14 protein-coding genes are annotated in these 17498 nt (G+C 42.2%); 9 read left to right on the plus strand and 5 right to left on the minus strand.

What is annotated here, in order from left to right; translation table 11 throughout:
* Positions 1–110: 110 nt before the first annotated feature.
* From DFP76_RS10965 to DFP76_RS10975, 3 genes are all read left to right on the plus strand, one after another.
* Complete coding sequence (locus tag DFP76_RS10965; protein ID WP_113874682.1) at positions 111–4553, plus strand: PAS domain S-box protein; 4443 nt, start codon at positions 111–113, stop codon at positions 4551–4553.
* On the plus strand, positions 4550–5470 hold the full coding sequence (locus DFP76_RS10970) for a GGDEF domain-containing response regulator (RefSeq protein ID WP_113874683.1): 921 nt from the start codon (positions 4550–4552) through the stop codon (positions 5468–5470). The genes DFP76_RS10965 and DFP76_RS10970 overlap by 4 nt, the downstream gene beginning before the upstream one ends.
* 223 nt (positions 5471–5693) lie before the next feature.
* Positions 5694–6305 (plus strand): MarC family protein, encoded by a 612-nt coding sequence (locus DFP76_RS10975; protein WP_113874684.1) that lies wholly within the window; start codon positions 5694–5696, stop codon positions 6303–6305.
* 31 nt (positions 6306–6336) lie between these two features.
* On the opposite strand, the gene DFP76_RS10980 is transcribed toward DFP76_RS10975, so the two are convergent.
* Both DFP76_RS10980 and DFP76_RS10985 read right to left on the minus strand, forming a co-directional pair.
* Entirely contained in the window at positions 6337–6825 is a 489-nt protein-coding gene (locus tag DFP76_RS10980) for a putative 4-hydroxy-4-methyl-2-oxoglutarate aldolase (RefSeq protein ID WP_113874685.1), read from the minus strand.
* Between the two features lie 180 nt (positions 6826–7005).
* Positions 7006–7518, minus strand: a complete 513-nt coding sequence (locus tag DFP76_RS10985) for a hypothetical protein (protein WP_113874686.1) — start codon at positions 7516–7518, stop codon at positions 7006–7008.
* Positions 7519–7553: 35 nt separating this feature from the next.
* Here DFP76_RS10985 and DFP76_RS10990 point away from each other — a divergent pair, with 35 nt between their 5' ends.
* The 3 genes from DFP76_RS10990 (at position 7554) to DFP76_RS11000 (ending at position 11444) form a co-directional block, all read left to right on the plus strand.
* The gene (locus DFP76_RS10990; protein WP_113874687.1) at positions 7554–8702 is read left to right on the plus strand and encodes a M14 family metallopeptidase; all 1149 of its coding nucleotides are present in this window, start codon (positions 7554–7556) and stop codon (positions 8700–8702) included.
* A 36-nt stretch (positions 8703–8738) separates the two neighbouring features.
* Positions 8739–9311: an elongation factor P-like protein EfpL gene (gene efpL, locus DFP76_RS10995; RefSeq protein WP_113874688.1), complete on the plus strand. Its 573-nt coding sequence runs from the start codon at positions 8739–8741 to the stop codon at positions 9309–9311.
* A 243-nt stretch (positions 9312–9554) separates the two neighbouring features.
* Positions 9555–11444, plus strand: coding sequence for a methyl-accepting chemotaxis protein (locus tag DFP76_RS11000; RefSeq protein WP_113874689.1), 1890 nt, complete (start codon positions 9555–9557; stop codon positions 11442–11444).
* 110 nt (positions 11445–11554) lie between these two features.
* Here DFP76_RS11000 and trmJ read toward each other — a convergent pair whose 3' ends face one another.
* The 3 genes from trmJ to DFP76_RS11015 all read right to left on the minus strand — a co-directional run bounded on the left by trmJ (position 11555) and on the right by DFP76_RS11015 (position 16200).
* The gene (gene trmJ / locus DFP76_RS11005) at positions 11555–12334 is read right to left on the minus strand and encodes a tRNA (cytosine(32)/uridine(32)-2'-O)-methyltransferase TrmJ (protein WP_113874690.1); all 780 of its coding nucleotides are present in this window, start codon (positions 12332–12334) and stop codon (positions 11555–11557) included.
* A 38-nt stretch (positions 12335–12372) separates the two neighbouring features.
* The gene (locus DFP76_RS11010) at positions 12373–13659 is read right to left on the minus strand and encodes a J domain-containing protein (RefSeq protein WP_113874691.1); all 1287 of its coding nucleotides are present in this window, start codon (positions 13657–13659) and stop codon (positions 12373–12375) included.
* A gap of 69 nt (positions 13660–13728) precedes the next feature.
* On the minus strand, positions 13729–16200 hold the full coding sequence (locus DFP76_RS11015) for an EAL domain-containing protein (RefSeq protein ID WP_113874692.1): 2472 nt from the start codon (positions 16198–16200) through the stop codon (positions 13729–13731).
* Between the two features lie 114 nt (positions 16201–16314).
* On the opposite strand from DFP76_RS11015, the gene moaC reads away from it, so the two are divergent.
* From moaC to DFP76_RS11030, 3 genes are read left to right on the plus strand one after another with little or no spacing between them, the layout of a single operon-like run.
* A complete protein-coding gene (moaC, locus tag DFP76_RS11020) occupies positions 16315–16803 on the plus strand; it encodes a cyclic pyranopterin monophosphate synthase MoaC (RefSeq protein ID WP_113874693.1) in 489 nt (162 codons plus the stop codon).
* Positions 16790–17044 carry a MoaD/ThiS family protein gene (locus tag DFP76_RS11025; protein ID WP_113874694.1) on the plus strand — a complete coding sequence of 85 codons (255 nt, stop codon included), beginning with the start codon at positions 16790–16792 and terminating at the stop codon, positions 17042–17044. The genes moaC and DFP76_RS11025 overlap by 14 nt, the downstream gene beginning before the upstream one ends.
* Entirely contained in the window at positions 17045–17491 is a 447-nt protein-coding gene (locus tag DFP76_RS11030) for a molybdenum cofactor biosynthesis protein MoaE (protein WP_113874695.1), read from the plus strand.
* Positions 17492–17498 lie beyond the last annotated feature (7 nt).

The following is a 17498-nucleotide window of genomic DNA, read 5'->3' on the forward strand; positions in this document are numbered from 1 at the left end:
TTAAACTAAAATTTTCTTTCATTCATAGCAAACCTATAAATTTCTGTTATGTTTATGAGTGCTTGTATCAGATTGTACTTTGTTTAGATCCGTTGTAATGGAGAGGGTAAATGTCAAAAATAGAGGCGACATTAAAAGTAGTCCAGGGACTTATGGGGGCTTCTTATGTGGCTTTGGTGTACAGAAATGGTAAAACAATTTCAGTCGGCACCCTAGACAAGGTCATTTACCCTGACGCCTTAGCGACCAATATGGCGATGCAAGGTGCGTGTCGTTATGCTGATGTCCGTATTGTGGATGACCTGACGCCTATCTTGAACGATGTGCCTAATCTAAGTTTTTGCTTTGTTGAACCAGTGAGACAGATTCAAGCTAGCTTGGTGTGTCTTGGTCATCTTACGTACTCTAAAACAACGGAGCAAACGGAAGCGGATATTGCGTCTGTCGTAACCTTACTTTCTGCTATCGGACAAGATGATGAAACGCAAGTAAGCCAGCAGGATTTACTGAATTTACATGACAATATTCCAGCGTACGTAGCCCTAGTCGATCGAGATCTTAGGTATGAGTTTGTTAATGACACCTATGAGCGACGTTTTTCTCTTTCTCAGCAAGAAATTGTTGGCAAATGTATTAATGAACTTATTCCAGCTGAGTTTTATGCTCAAATAGAAGGCAAGTTAAAAGAAGCGTTGCTTGGTGCTTCCGTGCAGTATAACTACCAGGTTACGGTTGGAGAAGGGCAAGAAATACGTTATTTAAAATCTTCATATGTGCCTAGGTTCGAAGCCGGTGAAGTCACGGGATTGTATCTATGTATGCAAGATATTACTTCCCAACGGCGTATGATTAATACCTTGAAATCGCTTCATGCGGTGACGGCAGACAATACTTTACCTTTAGAAGATAAGCTTGAGCGTATTTTAAAAGTGGGTTGTCATCAGTTTGCTTTGCCTTTTGGTCTTATAAGCCAAATAGAAGGGTCAGACTATGAAATAAAGTATGCTGTGACGCCGAATGGTGAAGTAGAAGTCGGTGCTAAGTTTCAAGTTGATAATACTTATTGTGTGCATACCTTAAACAATGACTCACCGACTTCCTATCATCATACTGCAATCAGTGATATTCAAAATCACCCTTGTTATCAAGCGTTTGGCCTTGAAGCCTACATAGGCGTTGTGATTTATGTGGGTGATAAACGTTATGGTACTTTGAATTTCTCCAGCCCTCATCCTAAAAATGAAGCGTTTGGTGAAGACGATTATGAACTCATTAAGCTCTTTGCTCAGTGGGTAGGAAATGCCATCAGTCGTCATCAAGATGAATTAAATTTGCAACTAGCAGAGCATCAAAAGCATCTCATTTTAGAAGCCATTCACGAAGGTATTTTTGGTATCAGTCTTGCGGGGGAGATTACGTTTGCTAATACGGCTTCTTGTCATATTCTAGGCTACCAACTGGACAATTTATTGGGCAAAAATGTGTTAAGCCTTTTGGGCAGCGCTGAGAAAAAATATCAGTCTTGCCAACCAGTGATTGAATCCATAAAAACTACCCTTGAAACTGGCCAGCAAACCTATGCCAGGGCTGAGCATGTGTCTCAGAATGGTCATGCTTTTGTGTGCGAATATTCTTGTATGGCGGTGCGTGACGACCACAATGTGATCACAGGGGCGGTGGTTTCCTTCCAAGACAGAACGGAACAGATTAGAGCAGAACAGGACTTACGTGAACAGAAAAAAATGTTTGAGTCTTTGTTTGTTAATGCGCCTGAAGCCATTGTATTTGTTAATAAAGACCGACAAATCAAAATGGTAAACCCTGCCTTTTGTGAACTGTTTGGTTATCAGGAAGAAGAGTTGTTAGAGAAAACGACAGAACAACTTTATGCCGATGAGTCCGATTTCGCAGAGAAGGGACAAGAATATTACGGTGAAGCTCAAAAAGTGCATGACCGTTTTTATATGTCCTATCGCAATAAGCAGGGTAAGGTTTTTCATTCGGAAACCATTGGTAACCGTATTGAAGCCGAGGATGGTTCGCTGGTGGGTTACATTGCACATGTGCGTGATGTCAGTGAACGAATGGCGGTTGAGCAAAAGATGATCAACACCAATTTACGTCTTTCAATTGCTGCTGATGCCGCTGGTATTGGTGTGTGGGAACTTGATTTAAAAGATAGAAGCTTACGATGGGACAAGTGGATGTATCGCCTTTATGGCATGCCCAGCGACCATGAAAAAGCGCCGTTAAATGTCTGGGAAGACTGTGTTCATCCGGAAGATAGGCAGAGATTAAAAGACACACTTGAACGGATTGAAAGAATTGGCTTCACAGTGCAACCTGAAGAAGATGCGACGGCCATCTCAGAAGAACTGGATTTTGATTTTCGTATTACGCGCTATGACGGACAAACCCGCTTCCTTAAATCAAATGCAGCAGTGGTATTTGATGATGATGGTGTTGCGACAAGGCTGGTCGGTGTTAATATGGACATTACATCCCGTAAAGAGACTGAAGAGTTATTGCGCTCAGCCAGTGAGCAAGCGGTTGCCGCAAGTAAAGCGAAAAGTGACTTCCTAGCGACTATGAGCCATGAAATTAGAACACCATTGAATGGTGTTCTTGGTATGGCAGAGTTGTTGTCTGGTACTAAATTAGACAGAGAGCAGGGTGAGCAGTTAAGGGTGTTGCGAGATTCTGGTGAAAGTTTACTAGAATTGATTGATGGCATTCTTGATTTTTCTAAAATTGAAGCGGGTCATTTATCCATCGAAAGGGTCGATTTTGATTTAGAAAAAGCCATTTTCGATGTTGTGCGACTGCTGATGATTAAGGCCGAAGAAAAAGGCATTGATCTCTTGGTTGAGTACGATGATTCATGCCCACGCTATCTCGTTGGTGATGTTTTTAGAATCAAACAAGTGATCACCAACCTAGTCAGTAATGCCATAAAATTCACCCATGTCGGCCATGTTTTAGTGTCCGTCAAAGGGCAGGTTGATCATCAAGGACAAGTCGCACTGACAATGACTGTTCAAGATACTGGTGTGGGGATTGCTAGTGATGTGCAGCCACATTTGTTTAGTGCTTTTGTTCAAGCCGATAGTTCAACCACGAGGAATTTTGGTGGTACGGGCCTAGGTTTGGCGATTACCAAACAATTAGTCAGCTTGATGAATGGTCAAGTCGCCCTAGAAAGTAAACTAAATGAAGGCTCTTGCTTCAGTGTGTCTTTAACCTTAGCTGAAAGTCATGCTAAGCCAAGAGTGGAAACTATCGCTGATGAAGCTTTATTGATTGGTAAAAAAACCATTGTCATTGACGACAATGAAACCAATCTGACCATTTTAAAGAATCAGTTGGCGTCTTCTGGTATTACCGCAGATACAGAGTCTCAACCTCGTAAAGGCTTGTCTCGCATCCGTTGGGCCTATGAGAATCAACAGCCATACGACATTATTGTGCTGGATTACATGATGCCAGAATTGGATGGTTTGATGCTATCTAAGAAAATACGAGAGTTTTGTGGCTCGTTATATCAACCTACTATCTTGATTACCTCTTCGGCTGGCTTGTTGTCTCATCAAGAGTTAACAGACGCTGGAATTAATTTATGTATTGCTAAACCCATGGGCGCGTTAAGTCTGAAGAAAGGTCTGGCCTATTGCGTTTCAAAAGATGTCTTAGCATATCAAGTATCGACTGATGACTCTGATAACCCAGATCAAAACAGTCATAACAAAAACCAAGAAGAGAGCAGTAATCGCGGTCGAATTTTGGTCGTTGAAGACATGAAAGCCAATATGGCAGTGGCGAATGGTGTGTTATCGCGAATGGGGTTTGACGTCATAGAGGCGACCAATGGCGAATTGGGGGTAGAAAGCTGGCAACAGCACCAACCGGATTTAATATTAATGGATCTGCATATGCCTGTCATGGACGGTTTGACAGCAATGAGACACATTCGCCAAGCGGAAAAATTAGAACAGCTAAAACGCGTGCCGATTTTTGCTCTAACCGCAGACATTATGCCAGAAACTTCTGCCGAGGTTTTTCGTGCTGGTGGCGATGGTGTTGTACCAAAGCCATTTAAACAAATGCATCTAACACAAGTATTTGAAGAATGGTTACCAAAGAATAACAACCCTGCGCTTTCAACAGAAGAAGTGATTCAACCAGCAGAAACCGAACTGAGTTCTGATCGTCCACGTTTTATTGATGTGTCTGTACTAAAAGAATTAAAACAGACATTAGGTGACGATGTGCAGTTACTGGTTGATGCTTTTTATGACGATGTGGATCAGATTATGAACAGCTTCAGTAAAATCCATTTTTCTGAGGACGAGTTCGAGAATATTACTCATTTGTCCCATAGTCTTAAGTCTGTAAGTCAAAATGTTGGTGCTATGTCTTTATCGGAAATGGCGGCCAAGTTAGAAGTCGAAGGACGCTTAGGGCAGGTAGTTAATTTTGATCGAGATGTGAAAAATATGACTATCACCTATCAAAAAGTAAAAAATGAATTACAACGAGTCATGGCGAATTTATGAAAGTATTGATTGCAGACGACACGAATACCGATCGCTTATTGCTTAAATTACATCTTGCAAAACTTGGCTGTCAGGTTATCGAAGCCAAAAACGGTCAAGAAGCGGTGTCTCAATATTTAGCGAATTTAGATGAAATAGATTTGATTCTAATTGATGTGCAAATGCCTGTATTAAATGGTTTTGAAGCGGTTAAAGCGATTCGTGAAATACAGCAACAAAATCAACAAGAATGGTTTCCTGTTATCTTTCTAAGCGCCAGTGGTAATGAAACAGACGTTGAAAACGGCATTATGGCGGGGGGAGACGATTATCTAATCAAACCCATAAGTCAAAAAGTATTGGCAGCAAAGATGCATGCAATGAAACGCATTTCAGACATGCGAAGTCGCTTAGTCGAATCAAACAAAATGTTGGAAAGTCTGGCTTCCACGGATTATCTAACTGGCATCGCTAATCGACGTTGCTTTGAAGTGAGTTTAGAGAGTGTGATTGATGTTCATAGGGACGAAAGCAGTCGTTGCTGCGCCTGTGGTATTTTGGATTTAGACAAGTTCAAGAACATTAATGATAGCTTTGGGCATGACATAGGCGACAAAGTACTAATCGACGTCTCAAATGTGATTCAACAGCATTTGACAGAGAATGACTTGTTTGGCCGCTTAGGAGGGGAAGAGTTTGGTTTACTGCTTATGTCTGAAAGTCGAGAAGGTTTAATTGAACGGTTTGAAGAAATTCGTCAATTGATTGAACGTTATCAATTTACGATCAAGGATCAACTGATAGACATTACTACCAGTATTGGTGTCGTCGCGGTCTCAGATCAATGTAAGTCTCGAAACCAGCTTTTAAAGCGGGCGGATGAGTTGTTGTATGAAGCCAAAACGTCTGGTCGGAATCGAGTCTGTTTTGATGTATAGGGAAGGTACAAATAAGTCTGGTAAGCTTCGCAGGCCAAGACCTAAAAGACGGTATTCTTTGTTGAATACTTCGACAATAGGCTAACTATTCACATTTGGCACCTGTCTCGAATAACTAGCTTTTATACTCATGCAGGGGTAAGAGGACTTGTTCGCGCCTTCCCTAGACCCTGTGTCGTATTTTGATTAAAATGCGGGCGATTTTTACCTATTTGAGTAGTTCATGAATATTGATTTTTCTATTTTATCGGCCACTTTGCTGTTTCTCTTCGTTATTGATCCATTTGGCAATATTCCAATTTTGTTATCCGCGATGAAGGGGGTGCCACAGAAGCGCCAGTCTCAAATTGTGTTAAGAGATGGTTTGATTGGTCTGCTGATACTCGTCAGTTTCTTGTTTTTTGGCGCCGAGTTTCTGGCGTTACTTCATCTCGAAACCGAATCTATTTCAATCGCTGGTGGTGTCGTGCTGTTTGTGATTGCGTTGAAAATGATTTTTCCAAGCGTGATTCAAGTGGATAAACATCAGCCTGTTGAACCTTTTATCGTGCCTATTTCGATTCCTATGTTGGCAGGGCCTTCCACGTTAGCAACCTTGTTAGTCATGGTGAAAAGTTACCCAGGGGATGAAATTGGCTTGCTGATTTCTGTTTTTGCTGCTTGGGGGATTTCTGTGGTGATTTTAGCGCTTGCCCCGTTACTGAATCGTATTTTAAAAGAAAAAGGCTTAGCGGCATTAGAGCGTCTGATGGGCATGTTATTGTTGATGATGGCCGTACAAATGTTAGTAAATGGTGTGAGAAGTTTGTTTACCCACACCATGGCGTCTTTGTAGTTCGTTTATGAGAGAGCCAAGCAGGTTAGCGCTACTCAGGTAGGGCTAGCGCTTGTTTGGAGACCAAGGTACCGTTTAGGTCACAATAGATATAGTCGCCTTCCGCTATTTGAATACCAGCAAAGGAAACTGTCTGACCCACTTCTCCCAAGCCTTTTTTCTCTGTTGGTAAAGGGTGTGCACAAAGAGCGTGAATCCCTATGTCTATTTTTGACTGAGCATTCACGTCTCGAATTGCACCGTAAATAACAAACCCTTCCCAACCATTTCTTGCCGCTTTCTCTGCTAGCATATCCCCTAATAGTGCTCGTCTTTTACTGCCACCACCATCGACGACCATGACTTTACCTTGGCCATTTTCATTGACCAATTCTCGTACTCGACTGTTGTCTTCAAAACACGATACAGTGATAACTTGCCCATAAAAGCAAGTGCGTTTTCCGTAGGATTGAAAGACAGGCTCGGCAATTTGAATCTGTTCAGGGTATAGGTCACATAGGTCAGGTAACAAGTCATTCATCAGGTCGTCTCTTTCGTCATGAAGGGAAATTCATAGCTAACTCTAAAATAGGAGGAACATAGCGACCAGTTTTAAATCATCATGTTGAATATTGATCAACTTGATGTGCCTGAGGAAGGAGCGAACAAGCTTTCTTGCCTCAGCATGTGAATAAAAGCCTGTTATTCCTACCTTCCCTAATTATTCCTCAACAATCAAATCATTTGGATCAATCAAACCATGTTCCGCTGCGATTTGAAGTAGTTGAATGATGAGTTCATCCGGTGCCAGTAAATGCAAAGGAGTATGGTGACCTTGTTCTTCAAATGCTTCACTTAAATTAATCCCTTGTTCTTCAAACCAGTGGTGAATACTTTGTACTTCAAAGCTAGGATCCAAGCCTTTAATATCGTAAGTTGCATCAACTAATGTGGTGATCAATTCTGGGTCTAGGGCATAGATAACATCGGTATCAAATTCATTTGTCCATTCCGCTAAAATATCACTGCCTTCAAAACCAAATTCGTAAAGCTGTTGTTCATCTAAATCGTGTAGGTTTTGTTCAATGCTATGTTGCTCTAGCCACTCATCATCTGGAATAACGAGGACTTCTTTTACCTGTGCCTCGTGGGTTGACCAGGTAAAAAGGAGTGGAAAGGCCGGGTCGTCAGAAGAGTTGGCGACAGCGGTGATGAATATAGGTAAACTTGCCATAATTTAGAACCAATGTTGCTTGTTAAGGAAGAAACATGACCAGCCGAATCAAGATCAGCAGTGCATTTGATGGTGGAAATATTTCCGTTATTAATGCGTTAGAGCCGGACAATATTAGAGTAAAGATCCCCCATGATACAAACTCTAAATTTTTGCAGTGGTTTTATTTTCGTCTGCAAGGCGGCATGGGTGAAGAATGCGTGATGTATTTCGAAAACGCTAGTGAAGCAGCTTACCCTGACGGTTGGGTAGATTATCAAGCGGTGGCGTCTTATGACCGCGAAGAATGGTTTCGTGTGCCAACCGAGTATGTGGACGGCAAATTAGTGATTCGTCATCAACCAGAGCAAGACAGTATCTATTACGCTTATTTTGCCCCTTACAGCTATGAGCGTCATTTAGACATGATCGCATGGGCAGCAAGTCATGAGGATTGTATAACAGATCATCTAGGCGAAACCGCTGAAGGTCGTGATATTACTTTATTAGAGGTAAGCAAAACTCAAGGTTTGGCGAAGAATATTTGGATCATTGCACGACAGCACCCAGGCGAAACCATGGCTGAGTGGTTCGTAGAAGGCTTACTGGAACGACTCTTTGATGAATCTCACCCTGTGGCTCGAAGTTTATTGCAAAACTGTCGCTTCTATGTGGTGCCTCATATGAATCCAGACGGTGCAGTGCACGGCAATTTGCGCGTTAATTCAAAGGGTGTGAATTTGAATCGTGAATGGAAAAATCCGACCCAGGAGTTTAGCCCCGAAGTTTTAGCCGTACAGAAGAAAATGGCAGAAACTGGAGTCGATCTTTTCCTCGACATTCATGGCGATGAAGCTTTACCGGTTAACTTTGTCGATGGTTGCCAAGGTGTACCGTCTTTTGATGAGCGTATGCAAGGCATGGAAACTTTATTTAAAGATGTGTTTAAAGTGGTGAGTCCTGACTTTCAGACTGACATAGGTTACACACCGGATCAGTTTGGGGAAGCGAATTTAACGGTAGCCACCAAATGGGTCGGAGAAACCTACCGCTGTTTGTCTTTTACATTAGAAATGCCATTCAAAGATAATCAGAATCTGCCTGATGACACGGTAGGCTGGTCGCCTGAACGTGCGAAAATATTAGGCGCAGACGTTCTTTATCCAATATATCAAGTGATTCAAAGCACTTATATGAAGGCGTAAGCCAGTATTGTTTAATTTTTTGTTAGGAAGATCAGTATGCCTAAGGCAAGTGAGATTAAAAAAAATGCCGCCATTGAACTCGATGGCAAAACTTACATCGTAAAAGACATTGAGCGTTCTGTTCCCCAAGGCCGAGCGGGTGGGAGTTTATACCGGATGCGTATGTACGATGTGGTATCAGGCCGGAAATTGGATGACACCTTTAAAGATTCAGACATGATTAATATGGCAGATTTAATTCGTCGTCCGTCCATGTTTTCTTATCTGGATGGTGAAGAATATGTCTTCATGGATAATGAGGACTATACACCCTATAACTTAAATAAAGCGGCCATTGAAGAAGAAACCCTTTTCTTGAATGAAGAAACCAGTGGCATTCAAGTGGTACTGGTCAATGATGTGCCTGTGGCTTTAGATATGCCAACCAATGTTGAGTTGGAGGTAATCGAGACGGATCCATCTATAAAAGGCGCGTCTGCAACATCACGTACCAAACCGGCGGTATTATCAACGGGTGCCGTGGTTCAAGTACCAGAACACATTTCAACGGGCGATCGTATCAGAGTGAATGTTGAAGAACGTAAATTTGCAGGTCGTGCCGAAAAATAATGGCGTGCTGACATTTTTCAGACGCATTACCGCAATAAAATAGAGTCATTGAGGGCTTAGTAAGAATAACCTATGCCCTCATGTCTCTTAAAAAGTGATTGATAGTGAGATGATTACCATCAATCGAATGGAAAAGAGGGCGATTAGGCTTGTGCCATGGGCATTTTAACCTTTTGCTCTCTGGCTGTGTTTTCTTAAAAGTCGTCGTGAACACAGGGTTTGTTTGTTTTTTTGAGGTTTAAAATGACACTGCACCGTAAATTAATTTTAGCCAGTTGCTCAACACTGGTTGTCGCTGCCTGTATCTTGGCACTTATCTCTATTACTTCAATGCGGAATCAGATTTTAAGTGATCTTGAAATCAGTATGCATCAATATGGTGTTAGTAGCGCAAGTCGAATCAGCAGCTGGTTAGATAGCAAACAGCAGGTTGTGCTATCTATGAAAACTGTCATAGAAAGTGCCCCGAATGATGATGAGAGTATTGTTGATGCTTTGATTCAAGGTAAGGTCGCCGGTGACTTTATCAGTGTGTTATACGGGACGGAGCAGGGAGATGCTTACCGAGTGAATGGCAAGAACACAAAAGCTGGCTATGACGTGAAAGTCCGTGATTGGTATCAAGCCGGTGCGCAGGCAAGTGGTCCGACGATTACAGAGCCTTTCTTTGCAGCAACCTCAAAAGTGTTTATTTTGTCGGCAGTCGATAAAGTGACTTCTAATGGTCAATTTTTGGGCGTGGTAACAGCCAACGTTGCCTTAACAGGTATCAACGAAGTGGTTTCTAGCTTAAAAACGCCAGGTAATGGTTTGGCATTCATTGTCTCTGATTCAGGCAACATTATTTCCTTTCCTGATGGCAGTTTGAACAATAAACCATTGAACGAGTTGAAATCAGATTTGAACTTGCAGCAAATTCAGGCAAATATCCGTTCTGAAGCGCTAGACGAAGTAAGCGTCAATGACTCTGATTACCTCATGTCTTCCGTGCGAATTAAAGGCACAGATTGGTCTATGGTTTCCTTAGGCAATAAGTCTACATTACTTGCTCCTATTCAGAAGCTGATGTTATATCAGGTCGTTACGGTGCTTGTTCTGATCGTTGTATCAACTCTAATCTTGAGTCTACTCATTCGCTTCTTATTGATGGACTTGTTTAAAGTCTCTGCAGCGTTAGAAGACATTGCACAAGGTGATGGTGATCTTACTGTCACCATTGATACGAAAAGTCAGGACGAAGTTGGTAAACTTGCCAATAATTTCAATGCCTTTGTGTTGAAGTTGAGAGACATCATTAAGAATATTGATAAGCTAAGCAACGTGCTTTTTGACCAGTCACAACACAGTGCGGAATCTGTGGCAGAAAGTACTAAACGCCTAACTCGTCAGCAGGATGAAATGGTATCGGTTGTTGCAGCGGTGGAACAGATGACTACCGCGACACAAGACATCGCCACCAATGCTGAACAGACGGCACAAAGGGCCAATGATACAGTTGATATTAGTGGTAGTGGTCAAGCATTGGCGAAAACCAGCTTGTCGTCCATTAGTCAGTTGGCGCAAGAAGTAACGTTAGCGACTGATGTTATTACTGAGTTAAATCAGCAAGGTGATAAGATCAACTCTATCGTGTCGACCATTAGTGATATTGCAGAACAGACTAACTTGCTGGCCTTGAATGCCGCGATTGAAGCTGCTCGTGCCGGCGAGCAAGGGCGAGGCTTTGCCGTTGTGGCAGATGAAGTGCGTGTTTTATCTCAGCGTACGCATACTTCCACAGAAGAGATTTCAGGAATGATTTCTAGTCTGCAAACAACTACGGCGAAAGCGGTGGACGTGATGGCTTTGTGTCATAAGTTGGCTTCGACCAGTGTTGACGACACAGAAAAATCAGGCAGCAGTTTTGCTGAAATCGCCAAGTCCATTGATATGATTAATGGTATGACGGCACAGATTGCAACGGCCGCAGAAGAGCAAACAAGTGTTATCAGTGAAATAGGTCAAAATACCTATGCTATTCGCGAAGTGTCTACTCAATTGCAGGATGAAATGGGTGAAGGTTTAGCGCAAGCGAATAAGCTGAAAGAGTTGGCTGAGAATCTACGAGGTCAAGTGGATAAATTTAAGTTATAAGCATAACGCTAATCGCTCAGAGAGTGAAGGGTAAATCTAGTCTTTAAAAAAACGGGCCTTTGGCCCGTTTTTTTATTGTTGGAGTCTGTTTTATTGAACGATCCCGTTTGTTATTGATCCGTCTTGTTGTCCGCAGGTTTATCCGTTGTTTTCTCTTGATGATTATTGGATTCTACCAAGCCTGCTTCTCTTTGTACTGCAGCTAACACACCACGTAGAATGCCAAGTTCTTGTTTTTCAGGGCGCGAACGATTGAAGAAGCGGTGTAACTTATCCAGCACCTTTCCAGGGTGGTTACGGATAATGAAATTGATACCGTAAAGTGTCTCTTCCAGGTGATCATAAAAAAGATCCATGTCCTTTTTATGTGGGTACTCAGGTGTTTCTTTCGGTACAAAATCTTTATTTTGGTTAGCCATCCAAATTTCGTAAGCGATAATTTGTACGGCTTGAGAAATATTCAATACGGGGTATTCATCATTCGCATCAATATAAACTTGGCGATGACACTGAGCAATTTCTTCGTTTAACAATCCAGTGGTTTCACGACCAAAGACTATGGCGACTTGATGATTCGTTGCTTCAGGAATCACGCTCTCAGCACATTCACGAGCATTCATAATGGGTAACTGGAAGGTTCTGTGTCGAGCACTGGTACCAATCACCAAGCTGCAATCAGCAATGGCTTCCTCAAAGGTAGGGACTATGGTGGCATTCTCGAGTAAGTCCACTGCACCCGCGGCGCGGCTGGTGGCTTCTTCAGAAGGGTAGTCATTCGGATCTACCAGATAAAGATTGGTTAATCCCATGTTTTTCATTGCACGGGCAATCGCCCCTACATTACCTGGGTGAAAAGTATTGATTAAAACGATACGAATGTTGCTTAGCATGGATATGAATTACTCGATAAATTGGCTTTACAAGGTGTTTATAAGTTACTCAGGGTAAGGGTTTGTTCTGTGCTAGCAAAATCGACTTTATCAAGGATAATGCGTTGCTTATCATTAAAGAGAAATTGCTGGCAGGCATGATGATACAGGGATCCTGTTTCTAGCACCAATCGATATTGGCCCCTAGGGATAAAGTTGGCGGCAAAAGCTTGTTTTTTATTGAGATAGATTGAAAACGGCGGTTTACCATCGAACGACTGAAAGGTTAATAAACTTTGAGTTGGTAGCTGATTTAAAATACGTAAGCGACTATTGCCTTGGGCGGATCCGATGAGCTCACCATGATCAGGGGCAATGCCAGGATAACCGAAACAGCCTGTTTTTCTTGCATTGCTAATACTGCCAAAGCCGCTAGATTGTGCAGGTAACCAGCCATTTTTATTTTGATAGCGAATGCTTAACCAATTGCCTTGCTGCTTAAATACCTGAATATCGACTTGTGCCGGTAAGTTGTCTATTACTTTACTTGTGCGATCCGGTTCAGCATAAAGTGAGCTTGCTTGTAAGGTGTGATTCGTCCCAATTCGAAATTGAGGATACAAACCAGCCACAAACCCTGGGCTGGGTTCGTCCTGTTCTGATGCTGACGTTTGATCTTGCCAGTATAGGGTGGCGTAAATACCCGCAGCAAAGCAGGCAATGTAAGTGGCTGCCCGAAAAGCCGCTTTGGCCGCATCCAGTTTCACCGCATGCACTCTTGGGCTTTCCTCTGTAGGTTGCTCTACTTCATCGTCAATAAAACTTTGATAGGGCGGAATGTCGTAATTTTGTTGTTGGTTACTAGACCCTTTATAACCTTCTGAAGTGAAGTTTTCTGATGCTTTGAAGGCTTCTTCATAAAGCGCCTTGATACGCTTTTCATTCAGTGTGTTACGAGCCGCTTTGATGGCTTCATTGCGTGCTTTTTCCTGATGCGCGTTATTGCGCTTCATTTCTTCGTAAGCACGTTGTCGTTCGCGAATAAAAGCTTCTTGTTCTTTATCGCTTGCGCTATCGAAATGGTGATGACGAAAGCCAGCCGTTTGGAATGGATCGGATTGAGTAAAGGAGAAAGGTTTCCAGTCAGCGGTTTGAGCTCCCTGACGAATGGCGTTTTGGACATTTTCATAAGCCGCTTGTAAGCGCTGGAAAAGTTCAGTGGTATCCGTATCTGGGTTTTTATCTGGATGATACTTCCTTGCTAGACGTCTAAAAGCACTCTTGGCTTCTTGCTCACTTGCATTGGTCGGGATTTCCAGCAGCTGATAGTCGTCTATTAGGCTCATGATGTTCTATATAATGTGTCGTCAACTAGCGATGAGGTTCATTATGCCTGAATTCGAGAGAGGTACAAACTATTCACAAATGCTGTTCTCCAGTAGTCTTAAATAGTCATCTGGCGTCATGGGTTTGTATAGGTAATAGCCTTGCCCAATTTCACAATTCCAGTCTTTCAGAGTTTGTAATGTTTGCTGATCTTCAATGCCTTCAGCCACGCTGGTGATGTTTAATTGTTGGCATAGACGAATCATATTTTGACAAAGATATTGATTGGATTTTTGAGTAAACAGTCCCATGACAAAAAACTGATCTATTTTCAGCTCATTGGTTTTTAGTGCCACTAAATTCAGCATAGAGCTGTAACCGATGCCAAAATCATCGATGGATAATTTAAAACCAGCGGCATACAGCTCTTCAACATTATTGTTCACTATGTCGTTATTGTGAAACATGCTGGTTTCGGTAATCTCGATGGTAAATTGCTCTGGAATTAACTGGTGTGTGTTGATGCTGGCGTTGACCTTTTGTGCAAAATTCGCTTGCAGTAAATCCAAGGCGGAAATGTTTAAAGACAAACTGGTTGTCTTGATAATGGCTTGATGCTGACTTGCCCAAGCAAAGACTTTTTCAAACAACATTTCAGTTAATGGATAAATTAAACCGGCTTGCTCCGCTAATGGGACAAATTCTGCGGGTGAAACTGGACCTAATTGTTCGTTATGCCAACGCAATAACACTTCACCGCCAATTATTTTATTGGTCCGTAAACAGACTTGAGGTTGGACATGGTAATGAAGTTTGCCGTTTCGAATGTCTTCTCGGAGCAAGGTAATAATGGTGAGTTGTTGCGCGTGATCGCTTTTAAGTTCATTGGTGAAAGGAGCCCAATTACCGGAAGAAAAGGTAACCGAATTATGAGCAATAAGGGCATTTTGATAGAGTTTATCTAGGTTGTTTGCTTGACTTGGGAAAAGGGCGCTGCCCATTTTGTACTGATGACGAAATTGTATTTTATTGAGTAACGTGGGGTGTTCCAATACTTTTTGAGCTTGCTGGATTTGTGATTCTAACAGGTCAGGAGTGGTGCTGATAAAAGCCAAATTCTTAGCGGTCATTCTAATCAGTTTTGTATGGGTTTTATTGGGTAAATGAAACGCCTTCAGTCCTTCAATGCTTTGCAGGTGAAGGTGAATGTCTTGCATTAATTCACACATTACTGCATCAGCTTTAGCGGGTCCGAAAGCTTGGCTTAGTGCATGATGGTTGATGATGTCTATAATGACTAGAGCCATTGGGTTTTGGTTTTTTATGCGAGATTGAAGCTGGTTTGGCAACTCATCAAAATAAAATGAACGATTAGGTAAGCCAGTTGATTGATCTGTTAACAGCTGTAGCTGGCGGTTACGCTCACTTTGCTTAGCTTTATCTGCCAAAGCAAAGGAAAAGCCTAGCAGTTGAATAATACTAAAAGCTGGGAAAATGGCTTCAGTGAAATCGTTAATTGGTATCAATTTCCAGAACAATAATGTGTTGATGAGGCTGCCTAAGATCAGAAAGAACCATGAAAACAGATAAAACCTTACGGCAATAAAGCCGCGTAAAAAAGCTTTAATGCCCCAATAAGTACAGCTAATAAAAAGGAATACTTCTATCCCTGCAAACAGTATGGCGACGGTTTTTACTTGAAAAAAAGCGATACTCAGAAAAAAGAGAATGAAGACCCAGTCACCGTGACGCGCAATAAAGCTGCTTGGTGAAGGTACTTGAACTTCACGAAGAAAATGCACGCTAAAGCGAAACAACAGCCAAGCACCGACACCAAATATGAGAAAAATATTTGCGACCAACCATTGACTGACAGTTTCATTAAACAGCCAGCGACTAAAGCCTGTGATAATGGAAAGAGCAATAAATACGAGTGCATTTAAGCCTAGGTAATAAATAAAACCAGCTTGTCTGAGCATTGTGAAAAGTAATGCATTGTGAGCCAATAAAATAACAAGACAACTGATGATGGCTGTCCAGAATATAAGCTTATGTTGTCGACTAAACTCAGCCTCAGTGCTGTTGAGCAAATGCATCGGCGTCAATAGGGGGCTTTCACCTGCTTTGCGAATAAGTAAATGGGTTTCATTAAAGGGTGATAAGGTAATAGGGATAAGAATGCCGTCATAAACAGCGCTAAGCTTGTTCCAGTCCTGTAAGGCGCCACGACTTAAATGCTCTACTAATTGAGTGTCATGGAAAACATAAAAATCCAATTCTTCAATGACGTAATAATCTAACTCCAAATAAAATGTTTGTTTTGAAAATGGATAGGCCCTAGGAAACGTAATTTTGTGCCAGTAGGCGTGATCCGAGAAGTCTTGTGAGCTCTCGTACAAATCTGTGTTGTACTCTTGGTATAAAGCTTCTTTTGGCGTTAAGGGTGTTTTTTCCGCAAAGGTTGGAAAGGCATTGGTGTCTGTTTGAATATCATATGACCAAGAAGCTTGTGAGGCGAGCAAGACGATCAATAGGTAAAGTAATTTTATACAAGAGTTCATTCTCCAGATGCCCCATCTCAATTTGAAACTTCTCCCAGTTTTGGCTTGCAATCCGTTCGGCTTTCTTAAAATATAGGTGAAATTTTAAATTATGTTGATTTGTTTAGGATATATATGAGTCACTCGTTAACGCATTTAGATCACCATGGACATGCGCACATGGTGGATGTTTCTGATAAATCCCCATCAAAACGAACGGCGACAGCACGTGGCGTGCTGACCATGAAGCCTGAAACCCTGTCGAAAATATTGGCGGGTGGTTTGGCGAAAGGCGATGTTTTGGCGACAGCGAGAATCGCGGGGATACAAGCCGCAAAGAAAACTTCAGACTTAATCCCCCTTTGTCACCCCTTGATGCTCACTAAGATCAGCGTTGATATTACACAATTAAATGAATGCCAATTAGAAGTTCTTTGCACTTGTGCATTGTCTGGTAAAACAGGGGTGGAGATGGAAGCCTTAACAGGTGTTAGTGTGGCCGCGTTGACCTTGTATGATATGTGTAAAGCGGTAGACAAGGGCATTGTTATTGAGAATGTTCAGTTGCTACAGAAAACGGGCGGCAAAAGTGGTGATTGGAGCGCAAAAAATGAGCCAAATTAATGTGGTCTTTTTTGCTTCATTAAGAGAAAAGTTAGCCATGGCGGAGTATCAGCTTGAGGTTGAGTTGCCATTAAGTGTTGTTGACTTAAAGAAGACGTTAGCCAGTGAAATCGAGGCAGGGCATCATTTGTTGGATAAAGGCGTGCATTCGTCGGTGGACTTCGAGTTCACTCGTGATAATGACATGATACCAACCTCAGCCCGCGAAGTGGCTTTTTTTCCAGCGGTAACTGGAGGCTAGATGATTCAGGTGCAAGAGCAAGACTTCCACGTTCAAGAGCTATATCAGAACTTACTGGAAGCGAACGTGACGGGTGCGGTGGCGATGTTTGTCGGTTTGGTTAGGCATTTTTCGGATTTGCCGGTCGAAGCCTGTCATTTTGAGCTTGAACACTATCCGGGCATGACAGAACACAACCTAAAAAGTATTGTTAATGAAGCGAAAGAAAGATGGCCTTTACTCGATGTTACTGTAATACACAGGGTTGGTCGATTGTCTATTAATGATCAAATTGTGTTTGTTGGTGTAAGTGCTGCACATCGAGCAGAAGCATTTGCTGCTTGCGACTTTATTATGGACTATTTGAAGAGTCGGGCTGCTTTTTGGAAAAAAGAAACCCAGGGCGAAAAGGGCCAATGGGTTTCTGCTGTTGATAAAGATGAGTTAAGTCTAAAACGTTGGTCTTAACCACTTT

The organism is Marinomonas aquiplantarum, assembly GCF_003314975.1.
Taxonomy (GTDB): Bacteria; Pseudomonadota; Gammaproteobacteria; order Pseudomonadales; family Marinomonadaceae; genus Marinomonas; species Marinomonas aquiplantarum.